We start from the raw sequence: 22,549 nt of genomic DNA, 5'->3' as shown, positions 1-22,549 counted from the left end.
CGCACCTGCCTTCGCCCCTTCCGGCCCCGCCGCACCTGCCTTCGCCCCTTCCGGCCCCGCCGCACCTGCCTTCGCCCCTTCCGGCCCCGCCGCACCTGCCTTCGCCCCTTCCGGCCCCGCCGCACCCGCCCTCGCGCCTTCCGGTCCTGCCGCACCCGGCCCCTTGTCTTCCGGCCCCGCCGCACCCGGCCTCGCGCCTTCCGGCCCCGCTGCACCCGCCCTCGCCCCTTCCGGCCCCGCCGCACCCGCCCTCGCCCCTTCCGGCCCCGCCGCACCCGCCCTCGCGCCTTCCGGCCCCGCCGCACCCGCCCTCGCGCCTTCCGGCCCTGCCGCACCCGGCCCCTTGTCTTCCGCCTCCGTGCCCGTCGGCTCCGCCACGCGCACGTCCCCCGACTTCAGCCTCTACTTCTTCGGCGACTACCCCGCGCCCGACAGCGCCGTCGCCTACCAGCACCTGCTGCAGGCCGCCGAGTACGCCGACGAGCACGGCTTCCACGCCCTGTGGCTGCCGGAACGGCACTTCCACTCGTTCGGCGCGCTGTTCCCCAACCCTTCCGTCCTGGCGGCCTCTCTGGCCACCCGCACCTCCCGGGTCCGACTGCACGCGGGCTCCGTCGTACTGCCCCTGCACCACCCCGTCCGGGTGGCCGAGGAGTGGGCCGTCGTCGACAACCTCTCCGGAGGGCGGGTCGGCCTCGGGTTCGCCAGTGGCTGGCACTCCACCGACTTCGTTCTGGCGCCGGAGAACTACGGCCGGCAGCGGGACATCATGTACGAACACCTCGACACGTTCCGGCACCTGTGGTCCGGCCGGCCGCTGACCCTGACCTCGGGCTCCGGCCGAGCGACCGAGGTGAGCCTGCACCCCAGGCCCGTACAGGGCGACGACGTCCCGCTGTTCGCCGCGGTCCTGTCCAACCCCGAGAGCTACGAGCGGGCCGCACGCGCCGGGCTCGGCATCGTCACCAACCTCATGGCCCAGAGCGTCGAGGACCTCGCCGCGAACATCGCCCGCTACCGTGCCGCCCGCGCGGCCCACGGCCTCGATCCCGCCACCGGACGCGTCGTGGTCCTGGTGCACACCTACCTCGGGCCCGACGCCGAACGCGCGAGGCAGGAGGCCCGCAAGCCGTTCTGCGACTATCTGCGCTCCTCCATCGACCTGTTCGACAACGCCGCCAACAGCCTCGGCATCGACGTGGACCTGCTGACCACGCACCAGGACGACCTCGACTACGTGCTCGACATGGCCTACGAGCGCTACTGCGAAACCCGGGCCCTGATCGGCAGCGCCGCCGAAGTGCGCCCCGTCCTCGACTCGTTGACGGCGGCGGGCGCGGACGAGATCGGATGCTTCATCGACTTCGGGGTCGCCCCCGAGCGGATGCTCGGCGGGCTGCCCGAGCTCGACAGGCTGCGCATCGCGTCCGCCGAGCCCCGCACGGGAACCGCCCCCGTCCCTGTAGCCGCGTCCCGCACCGCCCCTGCGACCCCCTTGCAGCGCCGGCTGTGGCTGCTCGACCGGATGAATCCCGGGAGCCACACCTACTACGAGCCCAAGGCCCTGCTCATCGAGGGTCCGCTCGACACCGACGCGCTGCGGGTCGCCCTGCGTCGTGTCGTGGCACGCCATCCTCAACTGCGCACCGTTTTCCGGGAGCACGCGGGCCGGCTGGAACAGGTCGTGCTCGACACCGTCGCGGTGGGCTGCCCGGTGACGGAACTGACCGGCCTGGACGCCACGGAGGCACTGCCGCGGCTGCGGGACCTCGAGGACGAAGCGGACTTCGACCTCGCCACCGGCCCGCTGATACGCGCCAGGATCGGCAGGCTCGACGCGGAGCGCCATCTGCTGTACCTCGTGGCGCACCACGCCGTGCTCGACGCCCTGTCCACCCGCATCCTGTGCCGGGACCTCGCCGCGTACTACCGTGCCTGGCCGGGCGAGCCCACCGATCTGCCCGAACTGCCCGTGTGGCCCTCCGGCGCACCGCAGACCACCACTGCCGACGGACTGGCCTACTGGCAGCGGGAGCTGGCGGACGCCACCCCCCTCACCCTGCCCACCGACCGGCCGCGCTCAGCCGGGCACGAGGTGCGCGGAGCGACGCTGATGCACGAGATCGACGGCGAGCTGAGCGGCGGCGTCCGTGGTCTCGCCCGAGCCGAGGGCTGCACCGTGTTCATGGCACTGCTCGGTGCGGTGTCCGCCACCCTCGGCCGGTTCGCCGCGCAGGACGACGTCGTCATCGGCACGGCGGTCACGAACCGGCCCGAGGACGCCGCCGACGTGGTGGGCATGTTCGTCGAGACGGTCGCGCTGCGGCTCGACCTGTCCGGCGGCATCGGCTTTCGTGAGCTGCTGCACCGAGTCAAGGCCCGTACCGCCGAGGCCATGGACCACAAGGACGTTCCGTTCGACCGGATCGTGGAGGCCGTCAACCCCGACCGGGCCAGTGGCGCGAACCCGCTCTTCCAGGTCATGGTGGAGTACGAGGAGGAGCTGGACGCCGTCTTCGAGGCCCCAGGGCTGTCGGCTGAGTTCCGGCAAGTGCCGCGCGACCAGGCGCCGTTCGGGCTGACCTTCTACTTCACCGACCACGCGGCGGGCATCCGCTGCACCGTCGAATACGATGCCGGCCTCTTCGACGAGTCGACGGTGCGGCGGATCGTCGACTACGTCGAGCACCTGCTGCGCGGCTCGGTCGAGGCTCCCGGCGCCGCCCTTGGCGAGCTGCCGGCGCTGACCGCACAGGACGAGCGGGCCCTGGCCGGCTTCCAGGGCGAGCGCACCACCCCCGAACCCGCCACGCTCCACGGGCTGTTCGAGGAGCAGGCCGCTCTGACACCGGACGCCCTCGCGGTGGCCGGCGTGGGCGACCCGCTCACCTACGCGCAGCTGGACGCCGCGGCCAACCGCCTCGCACGGCGACTCGCCGACCGGGGTCTGGCCGAGGGCGAGGTAGCAGCGGTCAGCGTGCCGCGCGGCCCGGGCCTGGTGACGGCGGTACTCGCCGTGCTCAAATGCGGCGCGGCCTATGTGCCGGTCGATCGCGCGTTGCCCGCCGAGCGGCGCGCCTTCATGCTGACGGACAGCGGGGCCCGGCTCGTCATCGCCGACCGGACGCTCGACGGCGACGTGGCCGACAGCCTGCCCTGCCCGGTGCAGTGGCTGGAGGACGTGCCGCCCGGCGGTGCGGACGGGCCGCTGGACCGGACCGTGGACGACGAGGCCACGGCCTACTTCATCTACACCTCGGGCTCCAGTGGCCGCCCCAAGCCGGTGGCCGTACCGCACCGGGGCCCGGTGAACCTGATCCGCTGGCAGCTGCGCACGCTCGGCGCCATGCGGACCGTGCAGTGGGCTTCGGCGGGCTTCGACGTGAGCGTCCAGGAGATCTTCTCCACGCTCGCCTCGGGGGAGGCGCTGATCACCATCGACGACGAGACACGCTACGACCCGGCAGCCGTCGCGGCGCAACTGCGCCACTTCGAGGTGCAGCGGATGAGCGTGCCGTTCACGCCGCTCAAGTACCTGGTCCACGAGCTCGGGACGGTGCCGTCCCTGCGCCAGTTGCTCATCGGCGGCGAGAAGCTGACACTCACCCCCGAGCTGCGCGAACTCGCCGCGCAGTGCCCCGAGCTGAGGCTGTACAACCAGTACGGGCCCACCGAGACGTCCGTCGTGGTCACCTCGCACCAGGTGGATCCGGCGACGGAGACGGTGGTACCCATCGGACGGCCCGTGGACAATGTCACGCTCGTCGTCGTCGACGACTCGGGACGGCCGGTGCCGCTCGGGGTCCCGGGCGAACTCGTCATCGGCGGTGTCGCCGTCTCGCACGGCTATCACAACAACCCCGACACCACCGCGCGCAGTTTCTTCGACGCGCCCGGCTCGGGTGAACGGCGCTACCGCACCGGGGATCTGGTGCGGTGGCGTGCCGACGGCGTCCTCGAGTACATCGGCCGCATCGACGACCAGGTGAAGATCCGCGGCTACCGGGTGGAGCCCGAGGAGGCCCAATGGGCGCTCGGCCGCCTCGACGGTGTCCGTGAGGCCGTCGTCCTGGCCCGTCCCGACGAGTCCGGTGACACCGAACTCGCCGCCTTCGTGGTGCTGTCGCCGACGCACGAACCCCTCGCCGACTGGAGCGCCCCGCTGCGCACGCAGCTGGCCGCGGTGCTGCCGCACTATCTCGTACCGCAGTCCTGGGTACGGCTCGACCGGATCCCGTACGGCGCCACCGGCAAACTCGCCCGCGACGAACTCCTCACCCTGCGGGCCGAACCGGTCGCCACGGCGACGGACTTCGAGCTCGATGAGCTGGAAGGACGGGTGCACAAGCTCTGGGCGGCCGAGCTGGGCGTCGACCCGATCGCGCCGGACCGCTCGTTCTTCGACATCGGCGGCAACTCGCTGTCTGCGGTCCGCGTCCTGGAGCGCGTCTTCATGGAGTTCGGGCAGCGCATCCCCGTGGCCGACTTCTTCGCCGCCCCCACGGTCCGCGGGGTCGCACACCGCCTGACCGTCCTGCAGGAAGGGGAGCGCTGACATGGAAGCGCTCAGCGAGCGGGAGCTGCGACAGCGCATCGGGGCGCTCGTGGAGGAGGTGCTCGGCGGCACGGCCGATCCGCAGACCTCGTTCTTCGACCTGGGACTCACCTCTCTGGCGCTGATGCGGGTCAAGGTCCGCCTGGAAACCGCGCTCGGCCTCACCCTGGACGACACGACCCTGTTCGAACACAGCAGCATCGCCGCGCTCGCCGCACACCTCGCCCCCGGCACGGCCGAGGCACCCCAGGGCCACGGACCCGCGTCGGCGGCCACCGACGGACGGATCGCCGTCATCGGCATGGCCGCACGCCTGCCGGGCGCGCCGGACCTAGCCGCCCTCTGGGAGAACTTGCTCGCCGGCCGGAGCAGCGTGCGCAGCCTGGGCACCCCGCAGGCCGACGGGCGGATGCGGGTCGCGGGGGTCATCGACGACGCCGAGTGCTTCGACGCCGAACACTTCGGCATGAGCCGGAAAGAGGCAGGCCTCACCGATCCGGCGCACCGGCTGTTCCTGGAGTGCTGCGCCCACGCCCTGGAGGACGGCGGGTACGCAGGCCGGGCCCACGGCCACCGCATCGGGGTCTACGCGGGCGGCGGGATGAACCTGTACGGCCCCGTCCTGCCGTACTTCGCCCGGCACGGCATGGGCGGGGCCGCGCCCTCGGCGAACGTCATGGAGGAGATGCAGGGGCTGATCGGCGGCCAGCAGGACTTCCTGGCCACCCGGGCCGCCTACCGCCTCGGTCTCACCGGTGCGGCCGTCGCCGTCCAGAGCGCGTGCTCGACCGGACTCGTCGCGGTCCATCTGGCTGCCCAGTCACTGCTGTCGGGCGAGAACGACCTGGTCCTGGCCGGGGCCGCGGCCGTGCAGGTGCCCCAGGACGCGGGGTACGCGCCCGACCCGGAATTCATCCTGTCCCCGAGCGGGGTGTGCCGGGCGTTCGACGCCGCGTCGGACGGCACGGTCGGGGGCAACGGCGTCGCCGTCGTGCTGCTCAAGCGGCTGGATGCCGCCCTTGCCGACGGGGACGACATCCAAGCGGTCATTCTCGGCTCCGCGGTCAACAACGACGGTGCCGCCAAAGCCGGTTTCACCGCGCCCGGCGTGCAGGGCCATACGGAGGTCGTCCGGCTCGCACTCGCCCGCGCGGGTGTCGACGCGGATTCCGTGGGCCACGTGGAGGCCCACGGCACCGGAACCGAGCTGGGCGACCCGGTGGAGTTCGAGGCGCTGTCGCGGGCGTACCGCTCGCAGCAGGGCAGGACCGGATTCTGCACCCTCGGCTCCGTCAAACCCAACCTCGGGCACCTGGACACCTGTGCCGGGATGGCGGGGCTCGTCAAAACGGTGCTGATGCTGCGGCACGGCACCATCGTGCCCACGGCGAACGTGACGCGGCCGAGTCCCCGGCTGCCCTGGGAGACCAGTCCGTTCCGCCTGGCCACCGCGGCCGAGGCGTGGCGGACGCCGCCGGGCGTCCCGCGCCGCGGCGGGGTCAGTGCACTGGGGTTCGGCGGTACGAACGCCCATGTGCTCCTCGAGGAAGCGCCGCCGGCGACGGTCCGCCCGCAACCCGCGCATCCGCTTCCGGTCCCGATCAGCGCGCGATCGAAGGAAGCCCTGCGCGAGGTCGCCACGCTGCTGCGGGACGAGCTGCGTGCCCGCCCCGGCATCGGCGTCGCCGACGTTCACACCACGCTGGCGCTCGGCCGCACGCACCATTCCCACCGCACGGTGGTGCACGGCCGGACCGCTGCCGAACTGGCCGACGCACTGGACCGGTTCCTGCAGCCACCCGACGAGGAGACCCCGGCCGTCGCGGGGCCGATCGCCTTCGCCTTCTCCGGGCAGGGCCAGGCCACCGAGGGAATGGCGCGGGATCTGTACCGGCAGTACCCCGTCGTACGCCAGGTCCTGGACGAATGCGAGGAGACGTACCGGCAAGCGGCACACGGCAGCCTGCTCGACGTACTGCTGACACCCTCTTCGGACGGTGCGGGAACGGTCACGCAGGCAGCCCAGTTCGCTCTGCAGATGGCACTCGTGCGGCTGTGGCGGCAGTTCGGCGTCGAGCCCGAGTGCGTGCTCGGGCACAGCCTCGGCGAGATCGCAGCACTCTGCACCGCGGGCGCCTTCTCGCTCGCCGACGGGCTGCGCTTCACCGCCGCTCGCGAGGACCTCATGCGGACCGCCGCTCCCGGCCGCATGCTGGCCCTGCACGGCGACGCCGACACCGTCACGGAGCTGTGCGCGGGACTACGGGTGGAGATCGCGGCGATCAACGGGCCGCGTTCCCTCGTGCTGTCCGGTGACCCCGCGGCCATCGAGGAGGCTCACCGGGTGCTGGCCGCACAGGACATCGCCTGCCGACCGCTCGACGTGGACCGGGCCTTCCACTCCGCACTGCTCGACCCGGTGCTCCACGCGCTGAGGGAGGCCGCCGAGTCCCTCACCTTCACTCCATTGCGGTTGCCGTGCGGCGACAGCGCGCAGGGCGAGGTGCTCCCCGCCGGCTCCGTCGTGGACGCGGAACATCTGGTGCGTCAGGCGCGCCGGCCCGTGCTGTTCCAGCGGACGCTGGCCGCCGTGCACGCCCTGGGGCACGCAGACTTCCTCGAAATCGGGCCGGCCGACGTGCTCACGTCGCTGGCCAGGACGGCGCTGCCCAGCAGTCACTGGACCGCGAGCCGGTCCGCGCGGTCGACCGGTGTCGCCGGGCTGCACGAGGCGCTGGCAGAGCTGTACCGCCGGGGCCTGGATCTCGACTGGCGTGCGGTGGGCGCGGGCGGCGGCCGGGTCCGGCTGCCCGGCTATCCCTTCCGCCGCGAGCCGTACCCCACGCCGGAACTGCCCTGGCTCAGCCGGGCGAAGAGGCCGGAGGATGAAGCGCCTCCACCGGCGGGCACGGCGTCCGGGCCGATCCCGCCCTCGGGCGCGGCCCCCGCTCCGGCCGCCGTCGTCACGGTGCCCTCGGCACCTTCAGCCGCTCCGGTCATGGCCGTCCCGGCATCCGCGCCCACCCCGGTCACGACCGCCCCGGCATCCGCCCCACGCGCCTTCACCGCGGTCGCCGGGCAGCAGCTCGCCTCCCTGGAGGACCTCGTCGACGGCGCCCACGACCTCATGAACGCACAACTGCGCGCGCTGTCCGTCCTCGTCGGCGGAGACCCGCAGTGAGCAGCGAAAGGACCTCGTCCATGCACCAGAGCCAAGACCCGCTGGTTCTCGCACTCGACTACCCCGGATACCGGAAGGAGGCCCGGATCGAGGAACTGGGCCTGGACCGGCACGGGGTCCGTGTCCACGGCCTGCTGCGAGGCCCCCTGCCGCGGGCGGTGAGCGGCGCCGGGTACGCGGCCCGCCTGCTGGCGAACGTGCCGTCCGGATCCGGACCGGTCGCGGCGGTCGCCGCATACTGCGCCTCGGCACCGCTCGCCTTCGAGGTGGCCGCCGCCCTGGGCGGGGAGCCACCGGCGATCGTGCTGTTCGACGCCGAGGCGACATCCCTCGACTCGATCACGGCGGACTACCGCGCGCGGCTCGGCGGTCTCGGCGTCCCACCGGACGAGCGGGAACTGTGCGAGCGGGCCGACGCCGACGCGCTGGCCGACGACCCCGGGCGCTTCGTCGCCGAGCTCGCCGGCGACCTGGCCCGCCGGGCCCGCGGGGCGCTGCGTGCGGCAGGCGCCGATGAGGCGGAGAGCGCGGCAAGCGCCACGCACATGGTGAGTGCGTACACGGACTGGCTCAGCCACCTGGTGGCGGCTCACCACGCGCGTACGTCGCCCTGGGAGGGGGAGGTGCTGCGTCTGTCCTCCGCGGACACCGACCCGTTCGGTTTCACTTGTGCCGGGCGGCAGCGCGCACTGCGCCTCGGCTGCGACCGGTTCGAGCTGCTCAGGTCCGAGGAGACGCGTGCGGCGGTCCTCGAGACGTTGGGCATCGCGCCGACGGCGGGCACGGGGGAGAGGACAGCGCGTTGCCCGGCCGCGTAGTGGAGTTGATCGCCGCCCAGGCCAGGCGCCGCCCCCGTGCCGCCGCGCTGGTCGCACCCGACGGCAAGCTCGACTATGCCGAACTCGACCGCAGATCGTCCGACTTGGCCGGGCAGCTGAGGCGACGGGGAGTGCGCCCCGGGGACGTCGTGCTCATCCAGGCGTTCCGCGGAGTCGCGCTGGGCGTGGCCGTCCTCGCGGTGGTCCGCTCGGGAGGCGCCTTCTGTGTGGTGGACCCGCAGTATCCGGCGGACCGCATCCGGCACATGTGGCAGCGCAGCCATGCCCGTTTCGCGCTGGTCGAGCCGGGTCTACGGACCCTGGACGGGCTGGACGGGCTGGACGGGCTGGACGGGCTGGACGGGCTGGACGGGCTGGACGGACTGGACGGGCCGGACGGGCCGGACGGGCCGGATCGGCCCGTCGTGATTCCCCTTCGGGAGCCCGCCACGTCCGACACCGTGCAGGGCGCCCCGGAGCCCGCCCCGGAGCCTCACCTACCCGAGCCGAGCAGCGAGGACCCCGCGTATCTGGTCTTCACGTCCGGGTCCACCGGAGGGCCCAAGGCGGTCTCCATGCCGCACCGCTGCGTGGACAACCTGATCGAGTGGACGCTGGCCAGTACGTCCTCCGAGCCGCTCAGCACGCTGATGTTCGCCCCGCTCGGCTTCGACGTGTTCGTCCAGGAGGTTTTCACGGCCTGGTGCAGCGGGGGCTGCCTGTACACACCGTCCGACGCCGAACGCGTCGACCTGCAGCGCGTGTGGGAGCTGTGCCGGGATTGGGAGATCCAGCGGATCTTCCTGCCTCCCGTGGCACTGCGCCGACTGGCGGACCTGACCGTCGAGTTCGGCATCCTGCCCGGCGCGCTGCGCGAGGTGGCGGTGGCCGGTGAGGCGCTGCACATCACGCCCGCCATCAGGGACATGTTCGCCCGGCTGCCCGGGGCGCGTCTGCACAACCATTACGGTCCGGCGGAGACCCATGTCGCCGTCGCCCACACGCTCCCCGGTCCGCCGCACTCCTGGCCCGACCTTCCCCCCATCGGGCGTCCCCTTCCCGGCATGACGGCGCACGTCGCACCCCTGGAGGAGGGCGGCGAACTGTGGCTGGCCGGGGCCGGACTCGCCCATGGCTATGTGGACGACCCCCGGCAGACGCAGGAGCGGTTCCGCAGCACACGGATCAAGGGCCGGACCGTACGCGCGTATCGCACCGGTGACCTGGTGCGCGAGCGGCCCGACGGAGTCCTGGAGTACCTGGGACGGACCGACGGACAGCTCAAGATCCGCGGTTACCGGGTCGAGCCGGGAGACATCGAGACGGCGCTGCTCCGCCACCCCGCGGTGCGGGAGTGCGCGGTGGTGGCCTGGACACCGCCCGGCAGTGAGGAACGCAAACTGGTCGCCCATGTCGTGGCCGGGCCCGGGCCGGCACCGGATGCGGCCGAACTGCGTGAGCACGCGGCCCGGTTGCTGCCCGACTACATGGTCCCGCACCACGTGGTCCTCACGCCCGAGCTGCCGCTGTCCCCGAACGGGAAGATCGACCGCCGACGCCTGCCGGCCCCCGGCGAGGCGAACGACGGCGCCGGCCCGCTCCCGGCCTCCGGTGAGGCGAACGACGGCGCCGGCCCGCTCCCGGCCTCCGGCGAGGCGAACGACGGCGCCGGCCCGCTCCCGGCCTCCGGCGAGGCGAACGACGGCGCCGGCCCGCTCCCGGCCCCCGGCGACGTGCGGTCGGAGGTCACCGTCATCTGGTCGACGGTCCTCGGCGTCGCCGACATACCTCCCGACCGGCACTTCTCGGATCTGGGCGGCACTTCGCTCTCCGCCGCGCTCGTCGTCACCCGCCTCCGGCAGCGCTTCCAAGTCCAGGTGTCCGTGCAGGAATTCCTGTACGACCCCCGGGTGGACGCGATCACCGCACTGATCACGGAACGAGTCGCCGCATGACCCTTCCGACCGCACAGGGTGAGTCACGCGAACGCGCCGCCTGGCTCCGGGTCTTCCACGATGCCCACGAACAGGCCCGTACGCTCGTGTGCTTCCCCCACGCCGGTGGCACCGCGGGCCAGTACTTCTCGCTCTCCGCTGCGCTCGCGCCCGACGTCCGGGTCCTGGCGGTGCAGTACCCGGGGCGTCAAGACCGCTGTGCCGAGCCCGCCTTCGAGGACGTCGCGCTGCTCGCGGACGAGATCGCACGACTGCTCGCCGCACCGCGACCGGCCTCCTCGCCGGTCCTGTTCGGACACAGCATGGGCGCCCTGGTCGCCTTCGAGACGGCAGCCAGGCTCGAGCACCGGTACGACGCCGCGCCCGCGGGACTGATCGTCTCCGGCATGCAGGCGCCGTACCGGCGCACGGCCTCGCGACTGCCCGGCGACGGTGAGGAGGCCGCTCTCGACGCGCTGCTGAGGCTCGGCGGCACCGACCCGGCCGTCGCCGGCCACCCCGAACTGCGGGCGATGATCCTTCCAGCGCTGCGCAGCGACTTCCGGGCGGCCACCGCCTACCGGCCCGGCAGCTGCCCCTCACTGCTCTCCTGCCCCGTCACCGCCTGGACGGGCCGGGACGACGGACTCACCCACGGCGACGTACACGCCTGGGCCGAGCACACCACCGCCGCCTTCCACACCCGGGACTTCGCCGGCGGCCACTTCTATCTGAACGGCTTTCCGCCACTGATCGTGGAGGCGGTACGCACCGCGGTCACCCGTACCACCGGCGCGATCGTGCGGACCCGGACCAGGAAGGACATATGAGGCTTCTCCTGCTGGCCGTGGGAACCTTCCTCATCGGCACCGACGTCTTCGTCATCGCCGGCATGCTTCCCCAGATCGGCGACTCGCTGAACGTCTCCGTATCGGCGGCGGGACAGCTCATGACGGTGTTCTCCGTCGGGTACGCAGTTCTCGGCCCGTTGCTCGCGACACCCCTCAGCCGCCGGTCACCCAGGGTCGCGCTCACCGCGGCGCTGGTCGCCGTCGCCGCCGGGAACCTGGTGTGCGCGGTCGCCGGCTCGCTGCCGGCCGCCATGGCCGGGCGGCTGCTCGTCGCCGCCGGAGCCTGTCAGTTCACTCCGCACGCGTGCGCGCTCGCGGCTTCCCTCGCCCCGGAAGGACGCAGCGGCAAAGCCCTCGCGCTGGTCACCAGCGGTCTGGTGATGGGGTCGGTGGTGGGGGTGCCCTCGGGTACCTGGGCGGCGGACGTCTTCGGCTGGCGGCCCACCCTCGCGGTCCTCGCAGCGGCCACCGCCGCCGTGGCCGTGCCCCTCGCGGCCGGACTGCGCGGCGTCGACTCCGAGCACACCGCGCACCGGCCCCGGGAACGGTTCGCCGCGCTGCGTGGACCACTGGTCCGCATGGTCCTGACCGTCACGGTCTTCGCAGTGATCGCGGAGTACGCGGTGCTGACCTACGCCGCAACGGTGTTCGCCGAGGCGACCGCCGGCCAGGGGGGTCGCCTCGCGGTGCTGCTCTTCGCCTTCGGACTCGGCGGCCTGGCCGGCAACGCCCTCGCCGGCGCGTACATGGACCGGCCCGCGGGCCGGCGACTCGTCCTGGTCTCGGTGGCCGGCATGACCGTCGTCTTCCTGGCGATGCCACAGCTGAGCGGGTCGTTCCCGGGCGCGCTCGTCGCCATGCTGCTGTGGGGTGTCAGCGGCTGGATGTACGCCGCACCACAGCAGCACCGCCTGCTCCGCCTGGCCGGACCGGCGGGCCCCCTTGCCGTGTCCCTGAACAGCTCCGTCATCTACGTGGGCGCCGCGTTCGGGGGCGCGGTCGGCGGACTGTTCCTGGGCCGGGTGGCACCGCGATGGCTTCCGCTTCTGGCAGCGGTGCTGTGCGCCTCGGCGGTGGTCACCGAGCTCCGCCTCCTGCGCAAGGACCGGCCCACCGAGCCCGCGACCGTACCCCTGTGAGGAATGTGTCCGTCACGCGCCCGGACGCGCGCCGCCACCGACCTCGGAGCGGCGGGACCACGCCGCGTACCGCCGAACCGACCGAACAGGCAGGAGAGAACCCATGGGAGCAAGAGGACGCACGCTGACGGACATGTTCCAGGACGTGGTGGAGCGGTTCCCCGAGAAGGCCGCGGTGACCACGGCGCTGGGCGAACTCACCTACCGGCAGCTGAATGAACGGGCCGACGCGCTCGGGCACGAGCTCATCCGCAGGGGGGTGCGGCCGGGAGCGGTGGTGGCTCTGCTGGCCCCCCGGGACGCGGACCTGCTCGTGGGCATGCTCGGCATCCTCAAGTCGGGCGCCGCATACCTGCCGATCGATCCCGGCTCTCCGGCGGACCGCATACGGTGGACGATCAGGGACAGCGAGTCGCCCGTGGTCGTGTCCACCTCGGCGCTGAGCGCGCCGCTCGCCGGTCTGGACGCCGACGTCGTTCTGCTGGACGGTCTCCCCGCCGCCCCGGCCCGGGCGGACCGCGGGGAGCTGCCTTCCGCCGGCAGCGACGACCTCGCCTATGTGATCTACACCTCCGGGTCCACCGGGCTGCCCAAGGGCGTACAAGTGGAACACCGCAGCGTGGTCCGCCTCTTCGACGTGACGCAGCCGCTCTTCGGCTTCGACGAGAGCGACGTCTGGACGGCATTCCACTCGGCCGCCTTCGACTTCTCCGTGTGGGAGATCTGGGGGGCGCTGCTGTACGGCGGGCGGCTGGTGATGGTGCCTCAGGAGACGGCCCGTTCACCGAAGGACTTCCACGCGCTGCTCCTCGCGCAGGGAGTGACGGTGCTCAACCAGACGCCGTCCGCCTTCCGGCGGCTCGCAGCGGTGGAGGCGCGGGATGCGCAGCCGCCGCCGTGTCTGCGGACGGTCGTGCTCGGCGGCGAGAAGCTCGACCCCGCCACGCTGCGCCCCTGGATGCGACGGCACGGCGACGAACACCCCCGCCTGGTGAACATGTACGGCATCACCGAGGCGACCGTGCACAGCTCGTACCGCCCGCTGCTCCGTGCCGACCTAGAAGGGGCGGGACCCAGCCCGATCGGAGAACCCCTGCCCGATCTCGCCTTCCATGTCCTGGACGAGGACGGACACCCCGTGGCGGAGGGCGAACCCGGCGAGCTGTACATCGAAGGCCCTGGACTGGCGCGCGGCTACCTGGGCCGCCCCGAACTGGACAAAGAGCGGTTCATCGAGCTCTTCGGCGCCGACGGCGTACGGCACCGCTGCTACCGCACCGGTGACCGGATCGTCGCCCTGCCCGGCGGCGGTTACGGCTACCTCGGCCGCACGGACGACCAGGTGAAGATCCGCGGCCACCGGGTGGAGCCCGGGGAGGTCGAGTCACTGATCACCCGCCACCCGGACGTAGCGCAGTCCGTCGTCCTGCCGCACGACTACGGCGACGACGACGTCAGGCTCATCGCCTATGTCGCGTCCCGGACGGCAGGTCCGGCGCTCGCGACGGTGCTGGCCGAGCGGACCGCCGCCGCGCTGCCGGCGTACATGCGTCCGTCCAGGTACGTCGTACTCCCCGAGCTGCCGCTCACGCTCAACGGCAAGGTGGACACAACACGGTTGCCCTCACCGGAACGGACCGGGGCGTCCGCCCCCGACCCGGGCGCGCCCGGCTCCGCTCCGGCCGGCACGGAAGAACGGATCGCCGAGGTGTGGCGCGTCGTTCTGGACGTCCCCCGCGTGGAGCGCGACGCCGACTTCTTCGAGCTCGGCGGCACCTCGCTGTCGCTGCTGCGCATGTTCAACCGCGTCAACGAGGTGTTCGGGCTCGACCTCGACATCACCGTGCTCATCGACGGCGCGACGGTCCGCCTGCTCGGGCGGCACGTCGACGCCGCGCTTTCCGCGTCACCGACCGAGGAGACCACATGACCACGCAGACCACCGACTTCTCCCTCAGCGCGGAAGAACTGGCCGCCTTCCACCGGCAGGGCTTCGCCGGACCCTTCACCCTCTACGAACCGTCAGAGATCAAGGCGGCATGGGGACGGACCCGCCTGGAACTCCTCGACCGCAGCGCCGCCGTGTACCAGGACGGCGCCGCCGTCTCAGGTGCCACGAACATCTCGAACTACGACCGTCACCTGGATCACGGCTTCCTGGCCGAGCACATCGGCAGGCCGGAGATCGTCGACCGGGTCAGCAGCATCCTCGGCCCCGACGTGCTGTGCTGGCGCACCGAGTTCTTCCCCAAGTACCCGGGGGACGAGGGCACCGACTGGCACCAGGCGGACACCTTCGCCAACGCTTCGGGAGCCCCGCAGATCCGGTGGCCGGGCGGTTCCGACTTCGGCGGCACCATCACCGTCTGGTGCGCGTTCAGCGACGCCACCGTCGACATGGGCTGCCTGCAGTTCATTCCCGGCACGCACCGCACCATGTTCTACGACGAAACCAAGCGGATGCACTACGCGCCCGACCGGAACACCGCGGTGGAGAAGGACGGTGTCCGGCGTGGCTTCTTCGGCTACGACTACCGCGAACTGCAGATCGACCCGGAGTGGAAGCCGGACGAATCACAGGCCGTCTCCATGGAGATGAAGGCGGGCCAGTTCATCGTCTTCTGGTCCACGCTGATGCACGCCTCACATCCGCACGCCGGAACGACGAAGGACATGCGGATGGGCTTCGCCTCCCGCTACGTGCCCACCTCCGTGGAGGTGTACCCCGGCACCTCCGTCATCGAGGAGTACGGCGGCCGCGTCGGCCTCGACCGCTACGGGGCGGTGCTGGTCGGTGGCAGGGACACCTACGGACACAACCGCCTGGTGGACCGCACCACCCGTGACCAGCCGTTCCGGCACCGTCCCGGGCATGGAGCACAGGAGTGACGCAATCCGAGGGCGCCGCCGAAGCGGCCGACGACGCCCTGCACCGGCTGGCGGCGGCACTGGTCGACAGCGCCTCCCTCGTCCGTGCCGTTCCGGAACGGCTGCGGGTGGCACCGGTCGAGGGGGTCCCACCGGGCGCGGTACCGCCGCTCCAGGGTCTGCTGAACCGGCTCACCGACGCACTGGAGCTGCCCCGGCTCGACGTGGTGCCGGAGCCTGCCGGTCTGTGGTCCGTGGAACTCGCGCTCAGCAGGCGCCTGATGCCGGGTTCCGGCGGGTACGACGCGGTCGCGGGCCGGGGTGTGTCCGAGGACGTCGAGGGCGTCGCACGGTCCGCGGCGGCGGCTCTCCCCGGCCGGCCGGTCGTGGTGCCGGCGTACGACGGCAGCCCGCTGCGCTGCTGGTCGGCCGGGCGGGAGGACCGGCCGGCCGTCGCCCTCGTGACGGCGTGCGGTATGCCGGTGGGCCTTGTGACACGCTGGATGACGGCGTTGTCCGGCTCCTACCGGGTGGTGACCTGGGAGAGCCGTGGGCTGTTCGCCACGGAGAGCCGGCCCGGTCCGGCCGCGCTCGGGGACCACAGTCTCGCCGCGCAGGCCCGTGATCTGCCGGCGGTGCTCGACGGTTTCGGCATCCGGCGGGCGCACGTCATGGGACTGTGCGGGGGCGCGGCCATCGCGCTGGCCGCCGCTTCCTGCTCTGCACGAGTGATGTCCATGAGCCTGTGGCACGGAGACTACGAACTGGGCGGTGCGGCACCCAAGACCGACCATCAGCGAGACGTCGAATCACTGCTCGCCATGGCCTCCCGGAACCTGAAACAGGCCACCGGGCTGCACCGGCTGATGCGGCGCCCGTCCGTGCTGGACGGCATGCGGGCCGACCTCGCTCACCACCTCATTCACCCCTATGCGACGCCCGACCTGCTGCACCGCTACGGCCTCCTCAACGGCGCGATCATGGGAACCGACTGCCGGCCCTTCCTGGCAGCCGGCCAGCCGGCTCTGGTGGTCAGCAGCCTCACCGACACGACGGCCCACCCCGCGGGCTCCGAGTACGTCGCGACGCGGCTCGCGCGGGCGGACCTGCACATGCTGGCCGACGGCGATCACCTCAGTGCCTTCGACGCGGGCCCGGAAGTGGTCCGCCTGGCCGAGGAATTCCTCCACGACGTCACCGCATCCCACCGGAAGGACACGTGAGCGACCCGATGAACAGCCACCGCACGCGCGTCGTGGCCCAGCTACTGTGCACGCATCCCGCGGTCACCGAAGCCACCGTCACAGCGGGGGCGGACGGCCGGGAGAGCGTCGCGTGGCTGGTGCCCGATCAGAGCCATGCCCCGTTGCTGCACCGTGCGGCCTGCCTGGAGGCAGCGGGCCGGCTCGGCACGCTCGCCTGGCACGAACCCGCCGATGATCTCCGGGTGGCCGGGGTGAACCGCGGCGAAACCGACTTCCTGTACCGCGAGATCTTCGCCGAGCACTCCTACTTCAAGCACGGCATCACGCTTCCGCCGGGCGCGGTCGTCGTGGATGCCGGGGCCAACATCGGCATGTTCACGCTGGACGCCGCGCGGCGCAGCCCCGGCGCGCGTGTCATCGCCGTCGAACCGGTGGAGGAACTCGCCCGAGCCGTCACGGTCAACGCGGAGCTGCACGGCGTGGACGCCACCGTGCTGCCGTGCGCTCTCGGACGGGAGGAGTCGGAGGTCGACTTCACCTACTACCCGCACAACAGCGTGATGTCGGGCGGGTTCGCCCGAGCCGACGAGGACTTCGACGTGCTGCGCGGGTATCTCCTCACCGGCGAAGGTGCCGAGGGCGGGGCACAGCTGGACCGGCTCGTCACCGACCGGATGACCGCGGTGCGCAGGCGCGTTCCGGCCACCACCCTCACCCGCATCGCCGCCGAGCACGGCCTGACCGGGATCGACCTGCTCAAGATCGATGTGGAGAAGGCCGAAGCGGCGGTGCTCGAAGGCATCGATGCCGCGCTCTGGCCGCGTATCGACCGCGTCGTCATGGAAGTTCATGACATCGATGGCCGACTGGCAGCCGTCCTCGGCACGCTGAGCGCACAGGGCTTCTCCGTCACACACGAGCAGGACCCCAGGCTGACCCTGACGCCCTGTCACCACGTGTACGCGTATCGTCCCGGGGTCACGGCCCACGACACCTGTCCGTCGAGCGGGACGGCGACCTCCGGCGATCTCGGCCCGAATCTGCGGATGCTCGAGCGGGAGCTGCGTGAACTCCTCACACAGACGGATCCGTCGGCCGAAGTACCGGGGCGATTCGTGGTGGTGTCCGGCCTGGACGAGGTGATGGCCGAGTCAGCGGCTGCGGCCGCTCCGGCCGTTCCGGCCGGGGTGTCGGGTGCCACGGGCCGCACCGCGCACCTCGCCGAGATCTGGGCCGGTCTCTTCGGTGCGGAAGCCGTACGGCCGGACGCGAACTTCTTCGACCTCGGCGGCGACTCGCTCACCGCCGTACGGCTGCTGGCACAGGTGGAGGGGCGACTCGGGGAGGATGCCCTGACCCCGGACATGGTCTTCACGGACAGCACGTTCGGTGCCTTGGCCGCGGCGATCGAGGCATCCGCGCCTCAGCGGGCTTCCGCCACGGCAGGCGCACGGCGAACCGGGGCCGAAGAGCGCACCCTCAGCCACGGAGACCGGTGAGTCGACGACGAGGTTGCTCCCCGAGCCGCGGTGGCGGTCTGGCGCTCTCTGGCGCTCCAAGGTTTCCGCAGCCATGGAGTGGCCGGGGGCCACTTCTTTTCTCCACGACTCGGCCGACGAGGTCTGCGCACTGCTGCGCGGTGACACCGCCCGGCGGACATAGATCAGGAAGAGAGCGAACATGCGATCCCCGTACTTCACCCAGGACCACGCGGCGTTCCGTGAACGTACCCGGGAGTTCCTGACCGCGGAGGTGATGCCGAACGCGACCGCCTGGGACCGGGAGGGCGGCCTGCCCCGGTCCCTGTGGAAATCGTTGGGCGAGCAGGGCTATCTCGGACTGCTGCATCCGCGCAGCGCGGGCGGCGGCGAGCGGGACCTGTTCACGTCGGTGGTGTTCCTGGAGGAGCTCGGGCGCACCGGATTCGGCGGCCTGCGGGCAGCGGTCTCCGTGCACGCCTACATGGCCACCCACTACCTCGCCGCGGCCGGCAGCCCCGGGCTGCGCCGGGACTACCTCGCCCCCGCCGTCGAGGGCGAGCGGGTGGCGGCTCTGGCGATCTCCGAACCAGGCACCGGCGCCGACCTCTCCGGAGTGACCACCACGGCGGAGCGCGACGGCGGCCACTTCGTGGTACGCGGGGTCAAGACGATGGTCAGCAACGGCACAGCGGCGGACTTCCACGTCGTCGCCGTGCGCACCTCGCCCGACACCGGTTCCGGGCCGCACGGCACGACCGGCTTGTCCCTGCTGGTCATCGACTCCGGGGCGCCGGGCATCACCACCACGCCCACTCCCACCCTGGGCTGGCGCGCGGCCGGCACGGCCACCGTGGCGTACGAGGATGTCCGTGTACCGGCGGACCGTCTGATCGGGCGGGTCGACGCCGGCTTCTACTACCTGATGCGTGGGCTGCAACTGGAGCGGCTGGTCGCGGCGACCCTGGCACTGGGCGGCATGGACCGCTGTCTCGACGACACCCGCCGCTGCCTGACCGAACGTCGCCTCACCGGCGGCACGCTGTCCGCGCTGCAGGCGCCCGCCCACCGTATGGCGGACCTGGCAACCGAGCTGGCCGCCGCCCGGCAGCTCGTCCACCACACCGCATGGCTCTACGAGCAGGGTGAGCTTCCGGCCACCGAGTGTTCCATGGCCAAGCTCCACACGACCGAGCTGGCCTGCCGGATGGCGGACGCGAGCCTGCAGCTGCAGGGGGCGCACGGCTACCTCGATTCCTCCGACGCCGCCCGCACCTACCGGGACGCACGGGCGGCCACCCTCGCCGCCGGCCCCAGCGAGGTGATGCGCGACCTCATCGGACGCGCCGTCCTCAGGTCCCGGCCCGATTCACCCGCCGTGCGCGGCGGCGGGCAGGAGGGGGCATGAAAGGGGACGAGACCGCCGTGTTCTTCCTTGCCTTCGCGGTGGTCCTGGGGCTGGCCCGACTGTTCGCGGCGGCGGCACGCAAGGTGGGACAGCCGCCCGTGGTCGGCGAGATCGTCGCGGGGATCCTGCTCGGCAGCACACTGCTGTCCAGCCGGTGGGGGCCTTGGGGGGAGACGGTTGCGCTCGACGGTGTTCGCCCGCTCCTGGGCGCGCTCGCCGATGTCGGTCTGGCGATGTTCATGTTCGTCATCGGCTACGAGATGGACCGGTCCTTCTTCCGCGCGGGTGGCCGCACCACACTGAACGTCGCAGCGGGTTCCACACTGGTGCCCTTGGCGGGCGGCTGTCTCGTGGCACTGCCCCTCGCGGCGGAGCACGGGCCGTCGGGGAGCGCGGGCTTCGTCCTGTTCACGGGTGTGGCCCTGTCGGTGACCGCTTTCCCGGTGCTGGCGCGGATCCTCGCCGACCGGCGACTGAACCGTACGGCCGTGGGGCGGTTCACCATGGCCGCGGCTGCCGTGAACGACCTGGCCGCGTGGGTGTTGCTCGCGGGAGTCGTCGCCTGCTTCGGTACCGGCGGTCAGTGGCGTGTGGCGTTGGTCCCCCTCTATCTGCTGGTGCTGGTCTGCGTCGTGCGCCCGCTCATGGCCCGGCTGCTGCGGCCCCGGGAAACCGAGGAGGGGCTGCGGACCCCGGCCGTCCTGACGCTGACCACCGGCCTCATGACCTCTTGCGCGGCCACGGAGTGGCTGGGTGTCCACTTCATCTTCGGCGCGTTCGCGTTCGGCGCCGCGATGCCCAGGGCCGGCCTGAACCGGCTGCGTATCGAGGTCATGGAGCGCATGGAGCAGGCGGGCGCACAAGTTCTGCTGCCCGTCTACTTCGTGGTGGCAGGCACCGGGGTGGACCTCGCCGCCTTCGACGGCTCAAGCGTGGGCCTGCTGGTGGTTGCCCTGGCCGTGGCCGTCTCCACCAAGATGACAGGCGCCTATCTCGGTGCCCGGACATCGGGCCTGCACCGCGATGACGCGCTGACCATCTCCGTACTGATGAACACCCGTGGCCTCACCGAGGTTGTCATCCTCACGGTCGGGCTGCGGATGGGCCTGATCGACGAGGAGTTCTACTCGGTGCTCATCGTGGTGGCCGTACTCACCACAGCCATGACAGGTCCGCTGCTCCGCCGTGTGCGGCGTGAGAGCGTGACGGCGACGCGACACGGTTCAGAAGCGGGAGCGGCGATGGCCCGGGATGACAGGGCGAGGACATGAGGTGATCCAGACGACTCCTTGGGGGAGCCGTGGAAGTCTTCCCGGGGTACTGGCTCTCCGAATCAGCCGAACCAGGCGTGGAGATCCAATGGCGGGATGCTCCCGCACGTAGGGGGTGGCACAGTGAGGCCGGGAAGCGTCGCTCGCTTCCCGGCCTGCCTGCTTCCCGGGCGTCTGGAAGAAGCCCGGCTTCCTCGGTGAGTGGCTCACCAGCGGATCCCTCGTCCGGTGGAGCCGGACTCGTGTCCCGCCGTCAGCGCTGCAGTGTCAGCAGCCCGGGACGGTAGGGCAGGAGGCCGTAGTCGCCGCCGGAGTTGGGACTGCGCCCCTGGTACAGCAACTGCAGCTTGCAGGGATCGACGGTCATGGTCTGATCGGGGCTGGTGCGGATCAGCTCGCCGTGGCTGATGTCGTTGGTCCAGGTGGCGCCACTGTTGGCCTTGCCGGCGAAGGGATTGCTCTCGGTCGCGGCCTGGGGGGTCCACGAGCCGTTCAGACTGGTGGCCGTGAACGAGCGGAAGTAGCGGTGGCCCTGCGCACCGATCGCCTCGACGATCATGAGGTAACGGTTCTGGCCCTGCAGCTTGTAGACCTGCGGGGCTTCGAACAGGTTGTTCTTCGTATCGCTCATCACCACGGTCGAGGTCGAGCCGAAGCTGCCCGGGAAATTGCCGATCGGCATACTGGCCCGGTAGATCTTGCCGTTGTCACCGGCGAAGAACAGGTACATGTTCGTCCCGTCACCGATGAGCGTCTGATCGATGGGCCCTGTTCCGGAGTCGCCGATGCTCCCGGAGAAGAGCACCTGCTGGGAGGACCAGCCATTGGGGTTGGTGGGGTCACTCGATGTCCGGTAGGAGAAGGCGGTCCCGCCCCACTGGTAGGCCAGCACCCAGATGTTCTTCGGCGCGAAGTAGAAGAGCGTGGGCGCGACGGTGGAAGTCGACATCGTGTTCTGGCCGGCCGAGGCCATCTCCGACCAGTTGGTGAACAGGCCGAAGTTCATCGAGCCCCACTTCGTCCCCGTGTCGTGCGTCGTCGCATAGACGAGTTGCCTGCCGTTGTAGGGGACGACGGTGAAGTCCTTGAGCGAGACCCACCCCGGCTTGGGCTGCGCCAGCGCGCCCGTTGATGTCCAGCGGTAGGTCGGCGGAAGATCGCACGGGCCGGTACTGCCGCCGCCGACCTTGACGAGCTGCCACTGCTGGTTGGTGCCGCCCCAGTCGTCGTACTGCACGACGTTGGCGTTGTCGGCGGTGGAGGCGCCCTGTACTTCGAGGGCCTTGTTGCTGTGGCGCGCGATGAGCCTCACGTGGCCGTCCGGGCTGTCGGCCAGCCGCCACTGCTGGTTGGTGCCGTTCAGGTCGGCCCACTGGACGATCGAGCCCCCGTTCGCGGTGGACCGGTTGTGGACCTCCAGGACCTTGCCCGAGTGGCGGGACTTGATGCGGTAGTAGCCGCCCCCGGAATCGACGAACTGCCACTGCTGCTGATTCTGATCGTTCCTGGACCACTGGGTGATGCGGGCGCCGTCACCGGTCGCCATGTTGTAGACGTCCAGGGCCTTGCCGCTGTTGCGGTTGACCAGCACATACGAGGCGCTGGGGTCTACGGTCGCCGCGGCGGCGGGCTGGGCACCGAGGAAGGCGGCCACGAGCAGCAAGGGCGCGAGGGCGGCGAGTAATCGTCTCGTACGGACCGGGGACGGGGGGCGGAACCACATCAGAGGGCCTCCTTCTTCGGGGCGGGGGTGAGATGACCCCGATGAACCGCGGAGCGGGCGTGCCGGGAGGGGGAGGAGCGAGTTCGAAACCTTTCGGGGAATTCCCGGAAGCTTCGAC

13 protein-coding genes are annotated in these 22,549 nt (G+C 71.6%); 12 read left to right on the top strand and 1 reads right to left on the bottom strand.

The window, feature by feature from the left end; all coding sequences use genetic code 11:
- The first annotated feature begins 358 nt into the window (after positions 1 to 358).
- The 12 genes from ACFY5B_RS38220 (at position 359) to ACFY5B_RS38165 (ending at position 20,708) form a co-directional block, all read left to right on the top strand.
- Positions 359 to 4,555, top strand: coding sequence for a MupA/Atu3671 family FMN-dependent luciferase-like monooxygenase (locus ACFY5B_RS38220; protein ID WP_389979458.1), 4,197 nt, complete (start codon positions 359 to 361; stop codon positions 4,553 to 4,555).
- Position 4,556: 1 nt separating this feature from the next.
- Positions 4,557 to 7,736 carry a beta-ketoacyl synthase N-terminal-like domain-containing protein gene (locus tag ACFY5B_RS38215; RefSeq protein WP_389979455.1) on the top strand — a complete coding sequence of 1,060 codons (3,180 nt, stop codon included), beginning with the start codon at positions 4,557 to 4,559 and terminating at the stop codon, positions 7,734 to 7,736.
- A 20-nt stretch (positions 7,737 to 7,756) separates the two neighbouring features.
- Positions 7,757 to 8,554, top strand: a complete 798-nt coding sequence (locus ACFY5B_RS38210) for a hypothetical protein (protein WP_389979452.1) — start codon at positions 7,757 to 7,759, stop codon at positions 8,552 to 8,554.
- Positions 8,539 to 10,509: a non-ribosomal peptide synthetase gene (locus ACFY5B_RS38205; protein ID WP_389979449.1), complete on the top strand. Its 1,971-nt coding sequence runs from the start codon at positions 8,539 to 8,541 to the stop codon at positions 10,507 to 10,509. The genes ACFY5B_RS38210 and ACFY5B_RS38205 overlap by 16 nt, the downstream gene beginning before the upstream one ends.
- Positions 10,506 to 11,318 (top strand): thioesterase II family protein, encoded by an 813-nt coding sequence (locus ACFY5B_RS38200; RefSeq protein ID WP_389979446.1) that lies wholly within the window; start codon positions 10,506 to 10,508, stop codon positions 11,316 to 11,318. The genes ACFY5B_RS38205 and ACFY5B_RS38200 overlap by 4 nt, the downstream gene beginning before the upstream one ends.
- Positions 11,315 to 12,478, top strand: a complete 1,164-nt coding sequence (locus ACFY5B_RS38195) for an MFS transporter (protein WP_389979443.1) — start codon at positions 11,315 to 11,317, stop codon at positions 12,476 to 12,478. Before ACFY5B_RS38200 ends, ACFY5B_RS38195 begins: the two co-directional genes overlap by 4 nt.
- Before the next feature lie 103 nt (positions 12,479 to 12,581).
- Positions 12,582 to 14,408, top strand: a complete 1,827-nt coding sequence (locus ACFY5B_RS38190) for an amino acid adenylation domain-containing protein (RefSeq protein WP_389979440.1) — start codon at positions 12,582 to 12,584, stop codon at positions 14,406 to 14,408.
- Positions 14,405 to 15,367 (top strand): chlorinating enzyme, encoded by a 963-nt coding sequence (locus ACFY5B_RS38185; RefSeq protein ID WP_389979437.1) that lies wholly within the window; start codon positions 14,405 to 14,407, stop codon positions 15,365 to 15,367. Before ACFY5B_RS38190 ends, ACFY5B_RS38185 begins: the two co-directional genes overlap by 4 nt.
- Entirely contained in the window at positions 15,364 to 16,569 is a 1,206-nt protein-coding gene (locus tag ACFY5B_RS38180; RefSeq protein ID WP_389979434.1) for an alpha/beta fold hydrolase, read from the top strand. The genes ACFY5B_RS38185 and ACFY5B_RS38180 overlap by 4 nt, the downstream gene beginning before the upstream one ends.
- Positions 16,566 to 18,050, top strand: a complete 1,485-nt coding sequence (locus tag ACFY5B_RS38175) for an FkbM family methyltransferase (protein ID WP_389979431.1) — start codon at positions 16,566 to 16,568, stop codon at positions 18,048 to 18,050. Before ACFY5B_RS38180 ends, ACFY5B_RS38175 begins: the two co-directional genes overlap by 4 nt.
- Positions 18,051 to 18,231: 181 nt before the next feature.
- Positions 18,232 to 19,437 (top strand): acyl-CoA dehydrogenase family protein, encoded by a 1,206-nt coding sequence (locus ACFY5B_RS38170; RefSeq protein WP_389979428.1) that lies wholly within the window; start codon positions 18,232 to 18,234, stop codon positions 19,435 to 19,437.
- A complete protein-coding gene (locus ACFY5B_RS38165) occupies positions 19,434 to 20,708 on the top strand; it encodes a cation:proton antiporter (protein ID WP_389979425.1) in 1,275 nt (424 codons plus the stop codon). The genes ACFY5B_RS38170 and ACFY5B_RS38165 overlap by 4 nt, the downstream gene beginning before the upstream one ends.
- Positions 20,709 to 20,961: 253 nt before the next feature.
- Here ACFY5B_RS38165 and ACFY5B_RS38160 read toward each other — a convergent pair whose 3' ends face one another.
- Positions 20,962 to 22,431: a non-reducing end alpha-L-arabinofuranosidase family hydrolase gene (locus ACFY5B_RS38160; RefSeq protein WP_389979422.1), complete on the bottom strand. Its 1,470-nt coding sequence runs from the start codon at positions 22,429 to 22,431 to the stop codon at positions 20,962 to 20,964.
- Between the last annotated feature and the right edge of the window lie 118 nt (positions 22,432 to 22,549).

The organism is Streptomyces sp. NPDC013187, assembly GCF_042899705.1.
In the GTDB taxonomy this organism is placed as follows: Bacteria; Actinomycetota; Actinomycetes; order Streptomycetales; family Streptomycetaceae; genus Streptomyces; species Streptomyces hawaiiensis_A.
The sequence above is the reverse complement of the archived record's forward strand: the minus strand, read 5'-3'. Positions and strand labels throughout refer to the sequence as shown.